Source organism: Sphingomonas sp. Leaf25 (assembly GCF_001421635.1).
GTDB lineage: Bacteria > Pseudomonadota > Alphaproteobacteria > Sphingomonadales > Sphingomonadaceae > Sphingomonas.
Genome location: NZ_LMKU01000012.1, coordinates 437,505 through 457,279, shown reverse-complemented (window position 1 = coordinate 457,279; position 19,775 = coordinate 437,505). Strand labels below are relative to the sequence as shown.

19 protein-coding genes and 1 pseudogene are annotated in these 19,775 nt (G+C 67.4%); 7 read left to right on the top strand and 13 right to left on the bottom strand.

What is annotated here, in order from left to right; translation table 11 throughout:
• The 5 genes from uppS to rpsB form a co-directional block, all read right to left on the bottom strand.
• Positions 1-305, bottom strand: a 305-nt coding sequence (gene uppS / locus ASE78_RS19215; RefSeq protein ID WP_235514917.1) for a polyprenyl diphosphate synthase, incomplete at its 3' end; no start/stop codon positions are given.
• An 83-nt stretch (positions 306-388) separates the two neighbouring features.
• A complete protein-coding gene (gene frr, locus ASE78_RS06700) occupies positions 389-946 on the bottom strand; it encodes a ribosome recycling factor (protein ID WP_055756349.1) in 558 nt (185 codons plus the stop codon).
• A gap of 18 nt (positions 947-964) precedes the next feature.
• Entirely contained in the window at positions 965-1,687 is a 723-nt protein-coding gene (gene pyrH / locus ASE78_RS06695) for a UMP kinase (protein ID WP_055756351.1), read from the bottom strand.
• 143 nt (positions 1,688-1,830) lie between these two features.
• Complete coding sequence (gene tsf / locus ASE78_RS06690) at positions 1,831-2,766, bottom strand: translation elongation factor Ts (protein ID WP_055756353.1); 936 nt, start codon at positions 2,764-2,766, stop codon at positions 1,831-1,833.
• A 96-nt stretch (positions 2,767-2,862) separates the two neighbouring features.
• A complete protein-coding gene (gene rpsB, locus ASE78_RS06685) occupies positions 2,863-3,687 on the bottom strand; it encodes a 30S ribosomal protein S2 (RefSeq protein WP_055756355.1) in 825 nt (274 codons plus the stop codon).
• Between the two features lie 259 nt (positions 3,688-3,946).
• Here rpsB and ASE78_RS06680 point away from each other — a divergent pair, with 259 nt between their 5' ends.
• Positions 3,947-4,174, top strand: coding sequence for a hypothetical protein (locus ASE78_RS06680; protein ID WP_056494767.1), 228 nt, complete (start codon positions 3,947-3,949; stop codon positions 4,172-4,174).
• Here the strand turns inward: ASE78_RS06680 and ASE78_RS06675 are convergent.
• Positions 4,137-4,904, bottom strand: a complete 768-nt coding sequence (locus ASE78_RS06675) for a CDP-alcohol phosphatidyltransferase family protein (protein ID WP_055756360.1) — start codon at positions 4,902-4,904, stop codon at positions 4,137-4,139. The genes ASE78_RS06680 and ASE78_RS06675 overlap by 38 nt on opposite strands.
• A gap of 2 nt (positions 4,905-4,906) precedes the next feature.
• Entirely contained in the window at positions 4,907-5,638 is a 732-nt protein-coding gene (locus tag ASE78_RS06670; RefSeq protein WP_056494763.1) for a phosphatidylserine decarboxylase, read from the bottom strand.
• A gap of 118 nt (positions 5,639-5,756) precedes the next feature.
• Here ASE78_RS06670 and ASE78_RS06665 point away from each other — a divergent pair, with 118 nt between their 5' ends.
• Both ASE78_RS06665 and ASE78_RS06660 read left to right on the top strand, forming a co-directional pair.
• A complete protein-coding gene (locus ASE78_RS06665; protein WP_056494760.1) occupies positions 5,757-6,977 on the top strand; it encodes an NADP-dependent isocitrate dehydrogenase in 1,221 nt (406 codons plus the stop codon).
• Between the two features lie 107 nt (positions 6,978-7,084).
• Entirely contained in the window at positions 7,085-8,857 is a 1,773-nt protein-coding gene (locus ASE78_RS06660; RefSeq protein WP_055757299.1) for a cation:proton antiporter, read from the top strand.
• Between the two features lie 426 nt (positions 8,858-9,283).
• On the opposite strand, the gene alaS is transcribed toward ASE78_RS06660, so the two are convergent.
• Complete coding sequence (alaS, locus tag ASE78_RS06655; RefSeq protein WP_056494757.1) at positions 9,284-11,929, bottom strand: alanine--tRNA ligase; 2,646 nt, start codon at positions 11,927-11,929, stop codon at positions 9,284-9,286.
• 103 nt (positions 11,930-12,032) lie between these two features.
• On the opposite strand from alaS, the gene ASE78_RS06650 reads away from it, so the two are divergent.
• The 4 genes from ASE78_RS06650 to ASE78_RS06635 are packed head-to-tail and all read left to right on the top strand — an operon-like array spanning position 12,033 to position 15,693.
• The gene (locus ASE78_RS06650; protein WP_056494755.1) at positions 12,033-13,373 is read left to right on the top strand and encodes a dicarboxylate/amino acid:cation symporter; all 1,341 of its coding nucleotides are present in this window, start codon (positions 12,033-12,035) and stop codon (positions 13,371-13,373) included.
• 1 nt (position 13,374) lies between these two features.
• Entirely contained in the window at positions 13,375-14,199 is an 825-nt protein-coding gene (locus tag ASE78_RS06645) for a tryptophan 2,3-dioxygenase (RefSeq protein ID WP_056494752.1), read from the top strand.
• Entirely contained in the window at positions 14,196-15,419 is a 1,224-nt protein-coding gene (gene kynU / locus ASE78_RS06640; protein WP_056494747.1) for a kynureninase, read from the top strand. Before ASE78_RS06645 ends, kynU begins: the two co-directional genes overlap by 4 nt.
• 52 nt (positions 15,420-15,471) lie before the next feature.
• Entirely contained in the window at positions 15,472-15,693 is a 222-nt protein-coding gene (locus ASE78_RS06635) for a DUF3072 domain-containing protein (protein WP_055756376.1), read from the top strand.
• Between the two features lie 339 nt (positions 15,694-16,032).
• On the opposite strand, the gene ASE78_RS06630 is transcribed toward ASE78_RS06635, so the two are convergent.
• From ASE78_RS06630 to ASE78_RS19480, 5 genes and pseudogenes are all read right to left on the bottom strand, one after another.
• A complete protein-coding gene (locus ASE78_RS06630; protein ID WP_056494744.1) occupies positions 16,033-16,668 on the bottom strand; it encodes a tetratricopeptide repeat protein in 636 nt (211 codons plus the stop codon).
• Positions 16,665-17,069 (bottom strand): cytochrome c-type biogenesis protein CcmH, encoded by a 405-nt coding sequence (locus tag ASE78_RS06625; RefSeq protein ID WP_056494741.1) that lies wholly within the window; start codon positions 17,067-17,069, stop codon positions 16,665-16,667. The genes ASE78_RS06630 and ASE78_RS06625 overlap by 4 nt, the downstream gene beginning before the upstream one ends.
• Positions 17,066-17,590: a redoxin family protein gene (locus ASE78_RS06620; protein ID WP_056494739.1), complete on the bottom strand. Its 525-nt coding sequence runs from the start codon at positions 17,588-17,590 to the stop codon at positions 17,066-17,068. Before ASE78_RS06620 ends, ASE78_RS06625 begins: the two co-directional genes overlap by 4 nt.
• Positions 17,587-19,527, bottom strand: a complete 1,941-nt coding sequence (locus ASE78_RS06615) for a heme lyase CcmF/NrfE family subunit (RefSeq protein ID WP_056494736.1) — start codon at positions 19,525-19,527, stop codon at positions 17,587-17,589. The genes ASE78_RS06620 and ASE78_RS06615 overlap by 4 nt, the downstream gene beginning before the upstream one ends.
• Positions 19,524-19,775 (bottom strand): annotated as a pseudogene (locus tag ASE78_RS19480) (cytochrome c maturation protein CcmE); the annotation flags it as partial. The gene ASE78_RS06615 and the pseudogene ASE78_RS19480, both read right to left, overlap by 4 nt.

Sequence of the window (19,775 nt, the reverse complement as noted above, 5' to 3'; positions counted from 1 at the left end):
TCGTCGATCAACTCGACCAGATCGCCCTTCAGCGCGCGATAATTGCCGAGGATGCGCAACCGCACCCCCTCGCGTACCAGTTCGGCGAGTTCGTTGCGCAGGAAATGGCGCAGCAACCCCATCAGGTCGCCGATCTCTTCCTCCGGGCGACGCCAGTTCTCCGAGGAGAAGGCGTAGAGGGTCAGCGCCTCGATCCCCTGCTCGCGCGCGGCACGGGTGATGCGGCGGACCGCCTCCACCCCCTGGCGATGGCCGGCGATGCGCGGCAGTCGCCGGGCCTTCGCCCAGCGGCCGTTGCCGTCCATGATGATCGCGACGTGGCGGGGAACGGGCAGGCCCGGCTCCGGGCGCTGGACCGAGGGAGCCGAGGCGCGCGCGGCGAACGGCGTCACTTGCCGAGGATTTCCTTTTCCTTCGCGCTCGCCGCCGCATCGAGGTCGGCGATGGTCGCGTCGGTCATCTTCTGCACTTCGGTCTCCAAGCGCTTGCGCTCGTCTTCCGAATAGACGCCCTTCTTCTCGTCAGTCTTCAGGCTTTCCATGCCGTCGCGGCGCACGTTGCGCACCGCGATCCGCGCGGATTCGGCATATTTGCCGGCAAGCTTGGCCAGTTCCTTGCGCCGGTCCTCGGTCAGATCGGGGATCGGCAGGCGCAGCGTCTGCCCGTCGACGATCGGGTTGAGGCCGAGGCCGGCGGAGCGGATCGCCTTGTCGGCAGGGCCGACGTTCGATTTGTCCCACACCTGCACCGACAACATGCGCGGCTCGGGCACCGAGACGGTGGCGATGGTGTTGAGCGGCATGTGCGAGCCATAGACCTCGACCGTCACCGGATCGAGCAGCGACACCGAGGCGCGACCGGTGCGCAGGCCGCCCAGATCGCCCTTCAGCGATTCGACGGCACCGGCCATGCGGCGCTCCAGATCGGCCTTGTTATAGGCGGCCATAACGATCTTCCTTATCTATCAAGCGTTGTTCTGAACGATCGTCGACGTGCCGTCGCCCGCCAGCACGGCGGCAAGGTTGCCCTCGTCACGGATGTTGAAAACGACGATCGGAATATTGTTGTCGCGGCACAACGCGACCGCCGATGCGTCCATGACCTTCAGGTCGTCGGCCAGCACCTGGCCGAAGCCGAGCGTGTCGTAGCGGGTCGCGGTCGGCACCTTCTTGGGATCGGCATCGTACACGCCGTCGACGCTGGTGCCCTTGAACAGCGCTTCGCAGCCCATTTCGGCGGCGCGCAGCGCGGCGGTGGTGTCGGTGGTAAAGAACGGGCTGCCGGTGCCGGCGGCGAAGATCACGACGCGGCCCTTTTCCATATGCCGCACCGCACGACGGCGGATATAGGGCTCGCACACCGATGCCATCGGGATCGCGGACTGCACGCGGGTTTCGACGCCGATCTGTTCGAGCGCGTTCTGCATGGCGAGCGCGTTCATCACGGTCGCGAGCATGCCCATGTAATCGGCACTGGCGCGCTCGAAGCCCTGCGCCGCGCCCGCGACACCGCGGAAGATGTTGCCGCCGCCGACGACGATGCAGACCTCATGCCCCTCGCTGCGGGCCGCCTGAATCTCGCGCGCGACACGGTCGCACATCGCCGGATCGATGCCGAACTGTTGCGATCCCATCAGGACTTCGCCCGACAATTTCAGGAGGATGCGATTGAAACGGGGACGGGTCATGGAACCTGCAAGATGATCTGTCGGGAGCGCGGCGGACCCTAGACGGGGCCGCCCACAAAGCCAAGCGACGTTATGCCGATGCGAAACGGGCCGCAGGGACGGTCTGTCCCCACGGCCCGCGGCGCGCACGAAAAGCCCGGACCTTATTTGGTCAGGCCGGCCGTTGCGGCGACTTCGGCGGCGAAATCGCTCTCTTCCTTCTCGATGCCTTCACCGAGCTGGAAGCGGACATAGTCCTTGAGCACGATCGTCGTGCCGGCGTCCTTGGCGGCGCTGGCGACCACGTCGGCGACCGGCGTCTTGCCGTCCATGACGAACGCCTGCGTCAGCAGCGCGTTCTCTTTCTTGAACTTCTCGATCGGGCCGTTGAGAATCTTCTCGGCGACCTCGGCCGACTTGCCGACGATCTTTTCGGCGTTCTTCTCGCGCAGGATCGCCGCTTCGCGTTCCACGACCTCGGGGTCCAGCGCCTCGACCGACAGCGCCAGCGGGAAGGCAGCCGCGATGTGCATCGCGATCTGCTTGCCGAGCGGTTCGAGCACGTCGACGCCCGCATCCGATTCGAGTGCGACGAGCACGCCGATCTTGCCGAGGCCCGGAGCTGCGGCGTTGTGGACGTACGGGATCACCGCGCCCTGCGACACTTCGACCGCCTTCGCGCGGCGCAGCACCTGGTTCTCACCGATCGTCGAGATGCTCGCGACCAGCGCGTCCTCGACGGTGCCGCCGTTCGGCATCGGCTGCGCCTTCAGCGCTTCGATGTCGTCGCCCGATTCGAGCGCGATCGCGACGACGCTGCGCACGAAGCCTTGGAACTGCTCGTTCTTCGCGACGAAATCGGTCTGGCTGTTCACTTCGACCGCGACACCCTTGGTGCCGGCAACGGCGAGGCCGACGAGACCTTCGGCGGCGGTGCGGCTCGACTTCTTGGCGACGGCGGCGAGGCCCTTGGTGCGCAGCCAGTCGACGGCGGCTTCCATGTCACCATTGTTCTCGGACAGCGCCTTCTTGCAGTCCATCATGCCGGCGCCCGAGCGCTCACGCAGTTCCTTGACGGCGGCGGCGGTAACTTCTGCCATGGCTTGGCTCCTAGGAATATCAGGTGTTGAATATAGTTGCGGGCGAGGCAGCGCGTGTCCCGCCCTGCCCCGCCCGCACGTCAGTTCCGTGACAGGTCAGGCGTCGATCTGACGCTCGCCCTCACCCGCGGTTTCCGGGGTGGTCGCGGCGGCCGGATGTTCCGGCTCGGCGGTCAGCGCCTCTTCCGCCGGCGGTTCGTCCATCGCACCGAGGTCACGGCCCGAATGCGCCATCGCCTGCTGGCCGCCACGGGTCGCGGCGATCGCGATCGCTTCGCAATACAGGCGGATCGCACGGCTTGCGTCGTCGTTCGCGGGAACCGGGAAGGCGATGCCGTCCGGCGACACGTTCGAATCGAGGATTGCGACGACCGGAATGCCGAGCGTGTTAGCTTCCTTGATCGCCAGCTCTTCCTTGTTCGCGTCGATCACGAACATGATGTCGGGAATACCGCCGAGATCACGGATGCCGCCGAGCGACATCTCGAGCTTGTCCTTCTCGCGCGTCAGGTTCAGCACTTCCTTCTTGGTCAGGCCGTGCGTGTCGCCCGAGAGCTGCTCTTCGAGCGCCTTGAGACGCTTGATCGAGTTGCTGATCGTCTTCCAGTTGGTGAGCATGCCGCCCAGCCAGCGGTGGTTGACGAAATGCTGGCCCGACTTGCGCGCGGACTCGGCGATCGGCTCCTGCGCCTGGCGCTTGGTGCCGACGAACAGGACCTTGCCGCCCGACGCCACGGTCGACGACACGAATTCCAGTGCGCGCGCGAACAGCGGCACGGTCTGCGACAAATCGAGGATGTGAACGCCGTTGCGGTCGCCGAAGATATACGGCTTCATCTTCGGGTTCCAGCGGTGGGTCTGGTGGCCGAAGTGCGCGCCCGATTCGAGCAGGGCCTGCATGGTGACGACAGGTGCCGCCATAGGATAATTCCTTCCGGTTGATCCTCTGGGAAGCAGGAACCCTTGATTGGACCGAAGGTCCGGGCACCGGTATGTGCGCTTCCCATGTGGGGTTGAGGGGAGCGCCCTTAGCGCACGCTGCCGTACCGATCAAGTCTTGACCGATGGAACGATATGAGAACATAAAGCGATCGGAAGCGGATTGCGGAACCCGGGCAGAACCCGGTGGTTCAATCCGCCGCGGGCATGATCGTCAGCCCGCAACTCGGGGAGTTACGAGATGGCCCTGTTTGCCTCGCTGGTTTTCGCCATCGCCTTCTTTATCGCCATTGGCGCGATCGTCGGTACGATCCTTTCCGCTCGCGGGCGCATCATCGACCTGCTGCGTCAGGGATCGGGGCAGACGATGGTCGACCCGCTTCCCTCGGTACGGCTGACCTCGCGGCGCGGCGTTATCCGCCAGCGCGCGGTTACGCCTGCGGCAGTGCGGCTTCGCGCTGCCGCCTGACCTTGGCGAAGCTGCGGATGCTCAAGGGGATCGTCGCCAGATAGGCGACGCACACCAGCGTCAACGTCTGCCAGGGCGCCGATACCAGTGCTGCCGCGACGACGACAACCAGACCTATCGCCTCGAACCGGATGTTCCGGCGCAGTTTCAGCGACGACCAACTATAGGTCGCCACGCTGGACACCATCAGGAACGCGATCAGCGCGATCCATGGCGCGACGATCCACGGCGAGCGGAACAGTTCCTCGCCACTCCAGATCCAGACATAGAGCGGCAGCATCGCCAGACCGGCGCCAGCCGGTGCCGGAATGCCGGTCAGGAACCCCGCCGACTTGTGTGGCTGGTCCGCGATGTCGATCCGGGCGTTGAACCGGGCGAGTCGCAGCGCGGTGAAGACCGCATAGACGAGGCAGACGATCCAGCCGATGCGGGGTTCGGCCAGCAACGCCCACAGATAGATGATGAGCGCCGGCGACACCCCGAACGAAATCGCGTCGGACAGTGAATCGAGTTCGGCACCGAAGCGGCTCTCGCCGCGCACCATTCGTGCCACCCGCCCGTCGATCCCGTCGAGGACGCCGGCCAGCAGCACCATCAGGACGGCGCGCTCCCAATCCTGCCCGATCGCGAAGCGGATGCCGGTCAGGCCGGAACACAGCGCGAGCGCGGTGACGGCATTGGGCGCGATCGCGCGCAGCGGGATACCCCGGCCGGGAAGCGGTGGTCGCATAGCTATTGCGCGATCCCGGTCGCGGCGGCGATGCCGGGCCGTCCGAGCACGGTTTCCCCGGCGACGCTGCGCTGGCCGAGCGCCACCTGCGGCTCGATCCCATCGGGCAGATAGACGTCGACCCGGCTGCCGAAGCGGATCAGGCCGATCCGCTGACCCGCCGCGACGATGTCTCCGGGCTTCACGAAACCCACGATCCGCCGGGCGACGAGGCCCGCGATCTGGGTGAAGCCGACCCGCTGGCCGTTCAGCCCCTCGACGACGATATGCTGGCGTTCGTTCTCGTCGCTCGCCTTGTCGAGATCAGCGTTGAGGAACTTGCCCGAGATATAGACGACCTGCCGGATCGTGCCGGCGATCGGGGTGCGGTTGATATGGACGTCGAACACCGACATGAAGATCGACACGCGCATCAGCGGCGCATCGCCCAGGCCGTTGGCCCCGCGCAGTTCGGGCGGCAGTTCCACCCGCTGGATCATGGTGACGAGGCCATCGGCCGGCGCCACGATCAATCCCTCGCCCTGCGGGGTGGTGCGAACGGGATCGCGGAAGAACGATGCGACCCACAGCGTCACGAGGCCCATCGGCCATGCCAGCGTTTCCCACGCCATGGCGGCGAAGAAGGCGGTGATGCCAGCGGCGATGAGGACGTATTTGTACCCTTCGGGATGAACCGAGGGCCAGCGCCACTTGACGGTCGTGGTGCCGACCGCGGGCTTTTCGAGCGATGCCATGAACCGTGGTGTACCCAAGGCAAGCCGTGCTGACAACCGCCGCATGGCGCGATGCGGTTGATCGAAGCCGATCCAGTCCGTAAGGCCCGTCCAACTCCAACGAAATCGAGAGAGCTATATGGCGAAGATCAAGGTCAAAACCCCCGTCGTCGAGATCGACGGCGACGAGATGACCCGCATCATCTGGGCATGGATTCGCGAACGCCTGATCCAGCCCTATCTCGAGATTGACCTCGACTATTATGATCTCGGCATCGAGAAGCGCGACGAGACCGACGACAAGATCACCGTCGACAGCGCCAAGGCGATCCAGAAGTATGGCGTGGGCGTGAAGTGCGCCACCATCACCCCCGACGAACAGCGCGTCGAGGAATTCGGCCTGAAGAAGATGTGGCGTTCGCCCAACGGGACGATCCGCAACATCCTCGGCGGCGTGGTCTTCCGCGAGCCGATCGTGATCTCGAACGTGCCGCGCCTGATCCCCGGCTGGACCAAGCCGATCGTCGTCGGCCGTCATGCGTTCGGCGACCAGTACAAGGCAACCGATTTCAAGGTGCCCGGTGCCGGCAAGCTGACCATGAAGTGGGAAGGCACCGACGGCCAGGTGATCGAGGAGGAAGTGTTCGACTTCCCCGCCGCCGGCGTAGCCATGGGCATGTATAATCTCGACGAATCGATCCGCGACTTCGCGCGCGCATCGATGAACTATGGCCTGGGTCGCGGCTGGCCGGTGTATCTGTCGACCAAGAACACGATCCTCAAGGCCTATGACGGCCGGTTCAAGGACATCTTCGAGGAAGTGTTCGCCGCCGAGTTCAAGGACAAGTTCCAGACCGCCGGCATCGAATATCAGCACCGCCTGATCGACGACATGGTCGCATCGGCGCTCAAGTGGCATGGCGAGTTCGTCTGGGCCTGCAAGAACTATGACGGCGACGTGCAGTCGGATCAGGTCGCGCAGGGCTTCGGTTCGCTGGGCCTCATGACCTCGGTGCTCATGTCGCCGGACGGCAAGACGATCGAGGCCGAAGCGGCGCACGGCACCGTCACCCGCCATTATCGCCAGCACCAGCAGGGCAAGGCGACGTCGACCAACCCGATCGCGTCGATCTTCGCATGGACCGGCGGCCTGAAGTATCGCGGCAAGTTCGACGACACGCCCGAGGTGACGAAATTCGCCGAGACGCTGGAGCGGGTCTGCATCGAGACGGTCGAGGCCGGCCACATGACCAAGGATCTCGCGATCCTGATCGGGCCGAACCAGCCGTGGATGACGACCGAGCAGTTCTTCGAGCAGGTTCGCCTCAACCTCGAATCGGCGATGGGGTCGCAGGGCTGATCCCCGCGTTTTAATCGTGAAAGGGCGGCGTCCACTCCGACGGGGTGGGCGCCGTTCCTGCGTTTGGGCGGTTGCCGCGGCCGTGCCGCATCCGCAACAATGCGCCCATGCCGCTTCCGATCGATTCGACACCGTTCAGCGATTCGCTGGTCATCCTGGGGGCCGCCGGCCTCGTCATCCCTGCGTTCGCGCGGTTCCGGGTCAACCCGGTCATCGGGTTCATTCTGGTGGGTGTACTAGTCGGGCCGTTCGGGCTGGGCGCGCTGGTCCAGCGGCTGCCGTGGCTCTATCACGTCACCATCACCGATCGCCATTCGATCGAGCCGTTCGCCGAGTTCGGCATCATATTGTTGTTGTTCTCCATCGGCCTAGAGCTTTCGTTCAAGCGGCTGTTCGCGATGCGGCGGCTGGTGTTCGGGCTGGGCGCGGCCGAGCTGATCGGGTCGGGGCTGCTGATCGGCATCGCGCTGATGCTGCTAGGTCAGGGGACCGCCGGGGCGATCGGCCTCGGCCTTGCGCTCGCCTTGTCGTCGACCGCGCTGGTGCTGCCGATGGCGGGGACGACCGGGCCGGTCGGGCGCACCGCCTTCGCGATGCTGCTGTTCGAGGATCTGGCGCTGGTGCCGATCATCTTCGCCCTGGGCGCGCTGGCCCCGACCGCGAGCGAGGATGGCTGGACCAACCTTGCCACCACCGCGATGTGGGGCGGTTTGAGCGTCGTCGGCCTGTATGTGGCGGGCCGGCTGGTGCTGCCCAAGCTGTTCGCGCAGGCGGCGCGGACCAAGAGCCCCGAGCTGTTCCTCTCCGCCAGCCTGCTCGTCGTGATCGTCGCCAGTCTGGTGACGACCGCCGCCGGGCTGTCGCCGATCGTCGGCGCGCTGCTCGCCGGGCTGCTGATCGCCGAGACGGAGTATCACAGCGAGGTCGAGGTCATCACCGCGCCGTTCAAGGGGCTGGCGCTGGGCGTGTTCCTCATCACCATCGGCATGAGCCTCGACATCGCGACGATCATCGACAATTGGGGATCGCTGCTCGGCGCGATCGCCGGGGTGGTGGTGGTCAAGGCGCTGGTGACGAGCGGGCTGTTGTGGCTGAACGGCGTGCGGCCGGGCACCGCGACCGAAACCGGGCTGCTGATGGCCAGCCCGTCGGAAACCACGCTGATCGTGCTGGCGGCGGCGACACAGGCGCAGCTCATCCTGCCCTCGACCGCCGCCTTCTGGCAGACCGTCACGGCGATCGGCCTGACGATCACCCCGCTGCTGGCGATGATCGGCAAGCGCGCGTCGCGGCGGATCGAGACGCGCACCGGTGGCGAGGAGCCCCCTGCCCCGGAAACTGCCGGATCGGGCGTGGTCATCATCGGCTTCGGCCGGGTCGGGCGGCTGGTGGCCGAGATGCTCAAGACCCACGGCAAGCCGTATATCGCGGTCGATTCGGACATCGACAATGTCGCGCAGGCGCGGGCCGAGGGGCATCCGATCCTGTTCGGCGACGTGTCGCGATCCGAGCTGGTCGACCGGCTCGATCTGGGGCGGGCGACCGCGCTGGTGCTGACGATGGACGATCCGGTGCTGACCGTCCGGCTGACGCGGCGGGTGCGTGGATGGGTGCCGGGGCTGACGATCCTCGCGCGCGCGCGCGATGCGGCGCATGCGGCGGAACTCTATGCCGCCGGAGTCAGCGACGCGGTGCCCGAGACGCTCGAATCGTCGCTGCAACTGTCGGAAGCGGTGCTGGTCGATCTGGGCGTGGCGATGGGGCCGGTGATCGCCTCGATCCACGAAAAGCGCGACGAACTGCGCCAGTCGATCCGCGCGCAGGCCAGTCTGGAGCGCGAACCGCGCATCCGGCGGTTGCGGCGGGTTGGGGAGAGCTAAGGATACCCTGTGCTGACGGTCCAAAGTTTACAAAGTTTACACTTGCGATGCGAATGTAGGCGAAATTGGGGCAGGTTTCGGGGCTGCGAAATACGACGGTGGGAAAGAGCTGCGGTCAGGATAGCGGCGCTCGGGGGTGTAGGACAGCCACCGTCGTCGGCGGTCGGCCGTGCGCCGGCTTGTTTGCTTGCTGGTCGTAGACCGATCCACTCCAAAGCAGGCGTCATCCCGGCGAAGGCCGGGATCTCCCGGGTGGATACAGGGCAGGAGCCGCTGGAGGCCCCAGCCTTCGCTGGGGCGACGTTTCGGTNAAGGCTCGCGCGCTTGCGATGCAAGCGCCTGCCCCTCTCCCAGCTTCGACTAGGCCTTTGCTTCTGCAAAGACCAAGTTTGCGCTTCCCTCTCCCCTTCAGGGGAGAGGAAAGTATTAGTTTGCAATCAACGACTTGATCGCGGCGATGGCGTCGCCCGCCTTGCTACCGTCGGGCCCGCCGCCCTGCGCCATGTCGGGGCGGCCGCCGCCACCCTGACCGCCCAGCGCCGCCACCGCCGCCTTGACCAGATCGACCGCGCTGATGCGGGGGGTGAGGTCGCTCGACACGCCGACGCCGACCGAGGCGCGGCCGTCGTTGACCGCGACCAGCGCGACGACGCCCGAGGGCACGCGGGTGCGGGCTTCGTCGATCGTGCCGCGCAGCGCCTTCGCATCGAGGCCGTCGATGACTTGGCCGAGGAACGCGATGTCGCCGATCTGTTCGGGGCCGGCGGGTGCCGCCCCTGCCCCACCGCCCATCGCCAATGCCTTTTTGGCATCGGCGAGTTCGCGCTCTAACCGGCGGCGGTCCTCGACGAGTTGCGCGACGCGCGCGGGGACTTCGTCGGGGGTGGCCTTGAGCGCAGCGGCGGCTTCGCGCAGCTTCGCGTCGCGGTTGCCGAGCCACTGGCGCGCGGCTTCGCCGGTCAGCGCCTCGACGCGGCGGATGCCTGAGGACACCGCGCCTTCGGACACGATCTTGAAAACGCCGATTTCCCCCAATGCCTTAACATGGGTGCCGCCGCACAGTTCGATCGAATAGGTGCCGTCGGCATCCTCGCCCATCGCGACGACGCGAACTTCGTCGCCGTATTTCTCGCCGAACAGCGCCATCGCACCCATCGCGATCGCGTCGTCGGGGGTCATCAGCCGGGTGGTGACGCTGCCGTTGCCGCGCACCTGCGCATTGACGTCGGTTTCGACCAGCGCGAGCGCGTCCGCCGCGATCGGCGAGGGCTGCGAGAAGTCGAAGCGCAGGCGTTCGGGGGCGACCATCGACCCCTTTTGCGCGACATGGGTGCCGAGCCGCTGGCGCAGCGCCTCGTGCAGCAGGTGCGTCGCCGAATGGTTGGCGCGGATCGCGCCGCGCCGCTGGGTATCGATGGTCAGCGCGACGCTGTCGCCGAGCTTCACGCTGCCGGCGTCGATCGTCACGACATGGGCGTGCAGCTTGCCGAGCTGCTTGGCGGTGTCGGTGACGGTCGCCTGCAACCCCGCTTCGGTGGTCATCGTGCCGGCGTCGCCGACCTGACCGCCGCTTTCGGCGTAGAACGGCGTCTGGTTGGTGAGGATCAGGACCTCGTCGCCCGCCGTGGCGTGCTCGACACGCTCGCCGTCCTTCAGGATCGCGACGACCTGCCCCTCGCCCGCCTCGACCGAATAGCCGATGAATTCGGTGGGGCCGGCGGTTTCGAGCACGTCGAACCACACCTCGTCGGACGCCTTGGCCCCCGATCCCTTCCATGCGGCACGGGCGGCGCGCTTCTGTTCGGCCATCGCCGCGTCGAAGCCGGCACGATCGACCGCGAACCCTTGCGCGCGCAGCGCATCCTCGGTCAGATCATAGGGGAAGCCGAAGGTGTCGTAGAGCTTGAACGCGGTTTCGCCGGCCAGCGTCGCACCGGGTGCGAAGCCGGTGATCGCCTCGTCGAGCAGCTTCAGCCCCTTGTCGAGCGTGCGGCGGAACTGGGTTTCCTCCTGGTTCAGCGTCGCTTCGATCAGCGGCTGCGCGCGGACCAGCTCGGGATAGGCCGCGCCCATTTCCGACACCAGCGACCCGACGAGGCGGTGCATCAACGGGTCCTTGGCGCCGAGCAGATGGGCATGGCGCATCGCGCGGCGCATGATGCGGCGCAGGACATAGCCCCGGCCATCGGCGGCGGGCAGGACGCCGTCGGCGATCAGGAAGCCCGAGGCGCGCAGGTGGTCAGCGATGACGCGGTGGCTGGCCTGGGTTGCCCCCTCGGCGCGGGTGCCGGTCAGCTCGCACGACGCGGCGATCAGCGCCTTGAACGTGTCGGTATCGTAATTGTCCGAGACGCCCTGCATGACGGCGGCGATGCGCTCAAGCCCCATGCCGGTGTCGATCGACTTCTTGGGCAGTTCGCCGACGATCTCGTTGGCGTCCTGCTCGAACTGCATGAACACGAGGTTCCATATCTCGACGAACCGGTCGCCGTCCTCGTCGGGGCTGCCGGGCGGGCCACCGGGGATGTGGTCGCCGTGGTCGTAAAAGATTTCCGAGCAGGGGCCGCACGGGCCGCTGTCGCCCATCGCCCAGAAATTGTCCTTGGTGGGGATGCGGATGATCTTGTGATCGGGGAGGCCGGCGATCTTCTTCCACAGGTCGAAGGCTTCGTCGTCGGTGTGATAGACGGTCGCGGTCAGCTTCTCCGGGGCCAGCCCCCAGTCGCGGGTCAGCAGCGTCCAGGCGTTCAGGATCGCCTGTTCCTTGAAATAATCGCCGAACGAGAAGTTGCCGAGCATCTCGAAGAAGGTGTGATGCCGCGCGGTATAGCCGACATTGTCGAGGTCGTTGTGCTTGCCGCCGGCGCGGACGCATTTCTGCGACGAGGTGGCGGTGGTGTAGGGCCGGGTTTCGAGGCCGGTGAACACGTTCTTGAACGGCACCATGCCCGCATTGACGAACATCAGCGTCGGATCGTTCTGCGGCACCAGCGGCGCCGAGGGCACGCGGGCATGGCCTTCGCTGGCAAAGAAGTCGAGGAACGAGCGGCGGACATCGTTGGTGGAGGTCATGACCACGCTCGATACGCAGCGGCGGGCGACTTGCCAAGCGGGGGTTGACCTTGGAGCCGCAATCCCGTCCCTTTGCGCGCGACATCGACCGGGAAACCTTTGAATGGCCAAGCGGCTCACGACCTATATCCTCATCGCGCTGGTGGCGGGCCTCGTGCTCGGCTGGGCGCTGAACGCGGGGATCGACGACGGCGGCGGGGCGGGCAGCGCGCGGCTGAAGGAGATCGCGGGCTATTTCTCGATCGTGACGACGCTGTTCCTGCGGCTCATCAAGATGATTATCGCGCCGCTGGTCTTCTCGACCTTGGTCGTCGGCATCGCGCATATGGGCGACAGTTCGGCGCTGGGCCGCGTGGGGCTGCGGTCGCTGACGTGGTTCATCGGCGCGAGCCTCGTGTCGCTGACGCTAGGGTTGTTGCTGGTCAATCTGTTGCAGCCGGGCGTGGGCCTGGGGCTGCCGTTGCCGCCGGTAGCAGCGGATGCCGGGGTGGCGAAGGCGGCGTTCAATCTCAAGGACTTCGTGGCGCATCTGGTGCCCGCGTCGAGCTTCGAGGCAATGGCGACCAACGAGATCTTGCAGATCGTCGTGTTCTCGGTGTTCGTGGGCGTCGCGCTGACGGCGGTGGGCGACAAGGGTGCGCCGCTGGTCCGCGCGCTCGAAGGGCTGGTGGCGGTGATGCTCCAGATCACCGACTATGTGATGCGCGTCGCCCCGCTCGCGGTGTTCGCGGCGGTGGCGGGGACGCTGGCCGAGCGCGGGCCGGGGGTGATCGGCGACCTCGCCTATTTCATGGGCAGCTTCTATCTGGGGCTTGCGGTGCTGTGGGCGGTGCTGATCGGCGTCGCGTTCCTCATCATCGGGCCGCGCACGGGGATGTTGCTGCGCTATCTGCGCGATCCGATCCTGCTCGGCTTTTCGACCGCGTCGTCGGAGGCCGCCTATCCGCGCACGCTGGAGGCACTGGACCGGTTCGGGGTGCCACCGCGCATCGCCAGCTTCGTGCTGCCGCTGGGCTATTCGTTCAACCTCGACGGGTCGATGATGTACATGACGTTCGCGTCGATCTTCATCGCGCAGGCGTACGGCATCGACCTGAGCTGGACGCAGATGATTACCATGCTGCTGGTGCTGATGGTGACGTCGAAGGGAATCGCCGGCGTGCCGCGCGCCAGCCTGGTCGTGATCGCCGCGACCTTGGGTATGTTCAATATCCCCGAGGCCGGGTTGCTGCTGATCCTCGCGGTCGACCACTTCCTCGACATGGGGCGCACCGCGACCAACGTGATCGGCAACGCGATCGCCGCCAGCGTCGTCGCGAAATGGGAGGGCGGGTTCGACAAGCCCGAGAGCGCGGTGATCGAGCCGTTGCCGACCCCCTCGGGCCATCCGCGCACCGACGTGCCCGACAGCTTCCGCGACATCGGTGGGCCGACCGGCCACTGAGATGGAGACGCGCGAAACCGACCGCCCCGCCCCGCCGACAAACGGCCCGACCTATTCGAGCTATCTGCGGCTCGACAAGGTACTGGACGCGCAGGAGCCGCTGTCGGAAACGCATGACGAACTGCTGTTCATCGTCATCCATCAGGCGTCGGAACTGTGGATCAAGCTGTGCCTGCACGAGCTGGAGGCGGCACGGCAGGCGTTGATGCAGGACCGGCTGGGCGCGGCGTTCAAGATGATGGCGCGGGTGGCGCGGGTACAGCAGCAGTTGATCCAGAGCTGGGACGTGCTGGCCACCATCACCCCGGCGGATTATTCGGCGATGCGCGGGCGGCTGGGCGGCAGTTCGGGGTTTCAGTCGGTGCAGTACCGGCTGCTCGAATATATGCTGGGCGCCAAGAATACGGCGATGCTGGCGGCGCATGACGGCGACGTCCCCGCGCAGGAGGTGTTGCGCGCGGCGCTGACGCGGACCAGCCTGTATGACGAGGCATTGCGGCTGCTCGCGCGGCGGGGGTTCGGGGTTCCGGCCGACCGGCTGGAGCGCGACTTCACCCTGCCCTATCAGGCATCGGTCGAAGTCGAGGCGGCGTGGGCGCAGGTCTATGGCCAGTCGGAACGCCATTGGGACCTGTACGAGCTGGCCGAGAAGCTGGTCGACCTAGAATACCGGGTGCAATTGTGGCGCTTCGGGCATTTGAAGACGATCGAGCGGATCATCGGCTTCAAGCGCGGCACCGGGGGGAGCGCGGGTGTCCCCTATCTGGCGAAGGTGGTCGGCGAGGTGTTTTTCCCCGAACTCTTGAGTGTCAGGCAGGCATTGTGACGAACGACGATTTTCTTGCGCGCGATGCAGCCGATCCGTTGCGGGCGATGCGGGCACGGTTCGCGCTTCCCGAGGGACTGGTCTATCTCAACGGCAATTCGCTGGGGGCGCTGCCTACCGCGACGCCGGAGCGGATGCAGGCGGTGGTGACTCGCGAATGGGGCGAAGGCCTGATCCGAAGCTGGAACAGCAACGACTGGATCGGTGCGGCGAAGCGGGTGGGGGCGAAGATCGCGCCGCTGATCGGCGCGAAGGCCGACGAGGTGCTGGTGGCCGATTCGACCTCGGTCAATCTCTACAAGCTGCTGGTCGCGGGGTTGAAGGCGCAGGTCGGGCGCAATGTCATCCTGTCCGAACCGGGCAATTTTCCGACCGATCTGTATGTCGCGCAAGGGGCGGCGTGGAGCGTGGGTGACGCCGAACTGCGCACCGTGCCGGCCGATCGCATCGTCGAGGCGATCGACGAGCGGGTCGCGGTGGTGATGCTCACCCATGTCCATTACAAGACCGGCCGGATGCTCGACATGGCGGCGATCACCGCCGCCGCGCAGGCCAAGGGCGCGCTGGTGCTGTGGGACCTGAGCCATAGCGTCGGCGGGGTGCCGGTGGACCTCAACGGGTGTAACGCCGATCTGGCGGTCGGGTGCGGCTATAAATATCTGAACGGCGGACCCGGCGCGCCGGCGTTCCTGTATGTCGCCGGGCGGAATCAGGTGGCGTTGCAGTCGCCCTTGTCGGGGTGGATGGGGCATGCCGCGCCGTTCGCGTTCGACGACGACTATCGTCCGGCGGGCGACATCGGGCGGTTCCAGTGCGGGACGCCGTCGATCCTCGGGCTGGCCGCGCTGGAGAGCGGGGTCGACGTGTTCGGACCGGTCGATTTCACCGCGTTGGTCGCCAAGTCGCGGGCGCTGGGCGATGCGTGTATCGCGCTGGTCGAGGCGCGGTGCGAAGGGCTGGAACTGGTGTCGCCGCGCGCCGCCGGGTCGCGGGGGAGCCATGTGTCGTTCCGCCACCCTTCTGCCTACGGCATTGCGCAGGCGTTGATCGCCGAACAGGTGATCGTCGATTTCCGCGCGCCCGACGTGATCCGGCTGGGCTTCGCGCCGCTCTACAACAGTTTCGGCGACCTGTGGCGCGCGGTCGAGGTGCTGGCGGCGATCATGGCCGGGCGGCGCTATGACGACCCGGCGTACCGGGTGCGCAACGCGGTGACGTGACGGGAACGAAAACCGAACGCCCGGGGTTGGGCATGGCGAAAGGAACCTGCCCATGTCCGAGCAACAGAACCCCAAGAGCGAACCCTTTTCGAACGCGGAAAAGGACCCCGACGACTGGACCACCGGCGACGAGGCGATGACCGGGGCGCAGGCGTCGTACCTGAAAACGCTGAGCGAGGAAGCCGGCGAGCCGTTCGATGATTCGCTGACCAAGGCCGATGCTTCGAAGCGGATCGATGCGTTGCAGGAGAAGACCGGGCGCGGGAAGGAATAAAGTAGAAGAAGTTTTGTTCGCGCAGAGGCGCGGAGACGCGGAGGGGTTGGAGATGCGGCACCACCTTCGCGTTCGGAAGACACCTGCGCTCACGGTTGCCGACAATGACAGGCCGCTGGCGCGGGTGATGTGGCATCAAGCACGACATCTCCGCGCCTCCGCGCCTCCGCGCGAACCAATCTTCTTCTGAACGCTCCGCCATCCGCCCCGAACCGTCACCCCGGCGAAAGCTGGAGTCTCTCGCGGCTCGCGTCGCGCGATTGCTCCATGAGATCCCAGCCTTCGCTGGGATGACGTGTTTTACAAGGTTGTAACGAGACGGACAGGCCAGGAGCTGACCTACCGCCCCTTCTGCATCGCCATCAGCCGGTCGAGCAACACCAGCCGCACCGCCAAATCCTCACGATAGCTGGCGTCGCGCCGTGTCCGCGCCAGTGACGCCAGCCATGCGCGCTTCGCGCCGGGCAGGTCGCCGGTCTGCACCAGCGCCATGCCGTAATAGAAATACGGCGCGGGATGATCCGGGGCGAGCGTCAGCCCGCGATCGAAGGCGAGGCGGGCGGCGGGCGACAGGACCCGGCCGCCATCGTGCGCGAGGATCGCGCTGCCGAGCCGGGTCCACAGCCGCGCGCTTTGCGGTGCACCCTGCAACCCGCCGAGCAGCGCGCCGACCGCAGCCTCGTTCGCGCCCGATTTGGCAAGGCCGTCGGCGGCGACGGCATAGGCATAGTCGTAGGTGAAGCGGCCCCACATCGCGTCGCGCAGATCGTCGGCAGCGAGATCGTCGGGCAGGCGCGCGCGTGCCGCTTCGCGGGGAGCGCCGGCGAGCGACGGGCGCCCCTGCCACGCATAGCCCGCCGCGCCCAGCATCAACGCCGCGCCGACGAAACTCCACAGCGGACGGCCGACGCGCAAAATGGCGAGGATGGCGAAGACGCCGCCGCCAAGCAGCGCAAGGATCAGCCAGCCGCTCATCGCCGCCGCCGGAAACTGCGCGAGGCGAGCCAGCCGCCGAGAGCGACCAACAGCAGCGGCGCGATCCACAGCGGCCCGGTGGCGGACGACAGCGGCGGGTCGTAGCTCACATAGTCGCCATAGCGTTCGATCAGCCAGTCGCGCACCGCGACCGGGCGGTCGCCCGCCGCGATGCGCTGCCGGACGAGCGCGCGCATGTCGGCGGCCATATCGGCATCGCTGTCGGCGATCGACTGGCCCTGACAGACGAGGCAGCGCAGCGTTTCCATCAGCGCCTTCGCCTCCGCCTCGCGCGCCGGATCAGGCAGTTGCGTGTCGGCGAGCGCGGGCGGCGGCACGCGCGACTGTGCGGCGGCGGGGCCGGCGATCAGCAGCGCGACGGGAGCGAGGAAGCGGATCATTCGGCTTCCTTGAGTTTGGCGAGCAGCACCGGCACGTCCTCGTCGCGGATCGCGCCGATATGCTGGTGGGCGATGCGGCCCTGCCCGTCGATCACGAAGGTTTCGGGCACGCCCGACGATCCGAGCGCGAGCTGGACCGCGCTCGCCTTGTCGTCGCCGATCGCGGCATAGGGGTCGCCATAGTCGGCGAGGAAGCGGGCGATGTCGGCGGGCGTGTCGCGGATGGCGATAGCGTCGATCGTCGCCCCGGCGGCGCGCAGTTTCGCCAGTTGCGGGGCTTCGGCGGCGCAGGGCACGCACCAGCTTCCGAATACGTTGAGCAGGCGGGGCTTCCCCTGCAAACCGGTGTTCGACAGGCCGGGCTTGCCGGGAACGGCGGGGGCGAGGGTGAAGGCGGGCAAGGGCTTGCCGATCAGGCGCGAGCGAACCTGGCCCTGCGGCCCGTGCGGCAGCGCCCACGCGAACAGCGCGGCCAGCACGACGAACACCAGCAGCGGCACCCACAGGATGCGGCGCGTCATGCGTAGCGCTCGCGCGGGACCGGGCGGCGGCGGCGACGGACGCGGCCGACCAGCGACAACAGCCCGCCGAGCGCGATCAGCCCGCCGCCCGCCCAGATGAGCGTCACGAACGGCTTCCACCACAGCCGGAGCTGTCGCCGCCCCGCGCCGTCGCCGCGCCCGAGCACGACATAGAGCTGCCCGTCGGCGAAGGTGGTGATCGCCGCCTCGCTCGTCTCGGTCGGGGGATTGGCGAAGAAGCGCTGTTCGGGGCGCAGCACGAACGGCGCCCCGTCCCCGCGCGTCGCGACCAGCCGCCCCTGCACCGCCGACCAGTTGGGGCCGACGACCGGCTTGATCCCGTCGAAGCGGATCGCGAACGGGCCGATCGCGGTGGTGGTGCCAGGGCTGGCGGCGACGAGGCGTTCGGCGGTGAACGCGCTGTCGGCGGCCATGCCGGCGAGCGATACCGCGACGCCGAAGTGCGCGACGACCATGCCCCAGGTGAACAGCGGCGTGCGCCACGGCACGCGGGCGGCGATCGGCAGGATGCTCGCGACGGCGAGGCCGGCGGCGAGCGACAGGCCGAGGACCGGCAGCACCCCGGCATCGCTCAGCACGACCAAAGCGAGCAGCGCCAGTAGCGCGGCACCGCCGGGCAGCGCCATCCGTCGCGCGACCGCGCGGCCCTTGTCACGCCGCCAGCGCAGGCTGGGGCCGAGCGCGGTGGCGGCGACCAGCGCCAGCGCCACCGGCCCCGCCGCCTTGTTGAAGAACGGCGGGCCGACCGACAATTGCACGCCGAACGCCTGCGCCACCAGTGGGTAGAGCGTGCCGATCAGCACGATGCCGAGGATGACCGACAGCAGCAGGTTGTTGAGGACGAGCGCGCCTTCGCGGCTGACGGGGTCGAACAGAGTCCCCTGCCGTACCGTGCCGATGCGCGCCCCGAACAGCGCCAGCGCGCCGCCGATATAGAGCAGCAGCAGCGCGAGGATGAAGCTGCCCCGGCTCGGGTCGACCGCGAAAGCGTGGACGCTGGTCAGGATGCCCGAGCGGACGAGGAAGGTGCCGACCATCGACATCGAGAAGGCGACGACCGCGAGCATGATCGTCCATGCTCGCAGGCCATCGCGCGTCGCCAGCACCGTCACCGAGTGGAGCAGCGCGGTGGCGGCGAGCCATGGCATCAGCGAGGCGTTCTCGACCGGGTCCCAGAACCACCAGCCACCCCAGCCCAGCTCGTAATAGGCCCAGTAGCTGCCCGCGGTGATACCGATCGTCAGGAACACCCATGCGCCGAGCACCCACGGCCGCATCGCGCGCGCGAAATCGCGGCCGACGTCGCGCGTCACCAGCGCGCCGATCGCGAACGAGAAGGCGACCGACAGCCCGACATAGCCGAGGTAGAGCGTCGGCGGGTGGAAGGCGAGGCCGGGGTCCTGCAACAGCGGGTTGAGCCCCAGCCCCTCGGGTGCGGCAGGCGACAACCGGGCGAACGGGTTGGAGGCGAACAGCAGGAACGCATAGAAGCCGAGCGCGATCGCCGCCTGCCCGCCCAATGTCGCTACATGGGTGCGCACCGCCAGCAGCCGTTCGAACAGCGCGATGCCGCCGCCCGCCAGCGCCAGCACCGTCACCCACAGCAGCATCGACCCTTCGTGATTGCCCCAGGTCGCGGCGATCTTGTAGAGCATCGGCTTGGCGGTGTGGCTGTTCTCGGCGACCAGCAGGACCGACAAGTCGGTGCGCGCGAAGACGGCGAGCAGCGCGGCGAAGGCGCCGGCGGCGAGCAGCGCCTGCACCATCGCCACCGGGCGGACGGCGGCGAGGAGTTGCGCCGCGATCGGTGGCGGATCGTCATGACGCGCCGATAGGCCGATCGCCGCCATCGCCAGTTGCAGCAGCGCCATCGCCGCCGCCAGCCACAGCGCGGCGAGGCCGGCCTCGGCGATCATGGTTTCAGGCTCTCGGTCTTGTGCATCGTGCCGGCGGCTTGCGGCGGCATGTAGCGTTCGTCATGCTTGGCCAGCAGATTGTCGGCGACGAAACCGCCACCCTTCACGAAGCGCCCCTCGGCGACCACGCCCGATCCTTCGCGGAACAGGTCCGGTGCGATGCCGGCGAAGCGGACCGGGACCGATGCCGTGCCGTCGGTGACGGTGAAGGTGATCGTGACGCCGTCGGCGGCATGGGCGACCGATCC

Coding starts and splice junctions, on each gene's coding strand:
- ASE78_RS06630 (WP_056494744.1), bottom strand. CDS start 16,668: ATGAGCGGCTGGCTGATCCTTGCGCTGCTTGGCGGCGGCGTCTTCGCC.
- ASE78_RS06665 (WP_056494760.1), top strand. CDS start 5,757: ATGGCGAAGATCAAGGTCAAAACCCCCGTCGTCGAGATCGACGGCGAC.
- ASE78_RS06680 (WP_056494767.1), top strand. CDS start 3,947: ATGGCCCTGTTTGCCTCGCTGGTTTTCGCCATCGCCTTCTTTATCGCC.
- alaS (WP_056494757.1), bottom strand. CDS start 11,929: ATGACCTCCACCAACGATGTCCGCCGCTCGTTCCTCGACTTCTTTGCC.
- ASE78_RS06650 (WP_056494755.1), top strand. CDS start 12,033: ATGGCCAAGCGGCTCACGACCTATATCCTCATCGCGCTGGTGGCGGGC.
- tsf (WP_055756353.1), bottom strand. CDS start 2,766: ATGGCAGAAGTTACCGCCGCCGCCGTCAAGGAACTGCGTGAGCGCTCG.
- ASE78_RS06625 (WP_056494741.1), bottom strand. CDS start 17,069: ATGATCCGCTTCCTCGCTCCCGTCGCGCTGCTGATCGCCGGCCCCGCC.
- ASE78_RS06635 (WP_055756376.1), top strand. CDS start 15,472: ATGTCCGAGCAACAGAACCCCAAGAGCGAACCCTTTTCGAACGCGGAA.
- ASE78_RS06670 (WP_056494763.1), bottom strand. CDS start 5,638: ATGGCATCGCTCGAAAAGCCCGCGGTCGGCACCACGACCGTCAAGTGG.
- frr (WP_055756349.1), bottom strand. CDS start 946: ATGGCCGCCTATAACAAGGCCGATCTGGAGCGCCGCATGGCCGGTGCC.
- ASE78_RS06645 (WP_056494752.1), top strand. CDS start 13,375: ATGGAGACGCGCGAAACCGACCGCCCCGCCCCGCCGACAAACGGCCCG.
- pyrH (WP_055756351.1), bottom strand. CDS start 1,687: ATGACCCGTCCCCGTTTCAATCGCATCCTCCTGAAATTGTCGGGCGAA.
- ASE78_RS06620 (WP_056494739.1), bottom strand. CDS start 17,590: ATGACGCGCCGCATCCTGTGGGTGCCGCTGCTGGTGTTCGTCGTGCTG.
- ASE78_RS06675 (WP_055756360.1), bottom strand. CDS start 4,904: ATGCGACCACCGCTTCCCGGCCGGGGTATCCCGCTGCGCGCGATCGCG.
- ASE78_RS06615 (WP_056494736.1), bottom strand. CDS start 19,527: ATGATCGCCGAGGCCGGCCTCGCCGCGCTGTGGCTGGCGGCGGCGATG.
- ASE78_RS06660 (WP_055757299.1), top strand. CDS start 7,085: ATGCCGCTTCCGATCGATTCGACACCGTTCAGCGATTCGCTGGTCATC.
- rpsB (WP_055756355.1), bottom strand. CDS start 3,687: ATGGCGGCACCTGTCGTCACCATGCAGGCCCTGCTCGAATCGGGCGCG.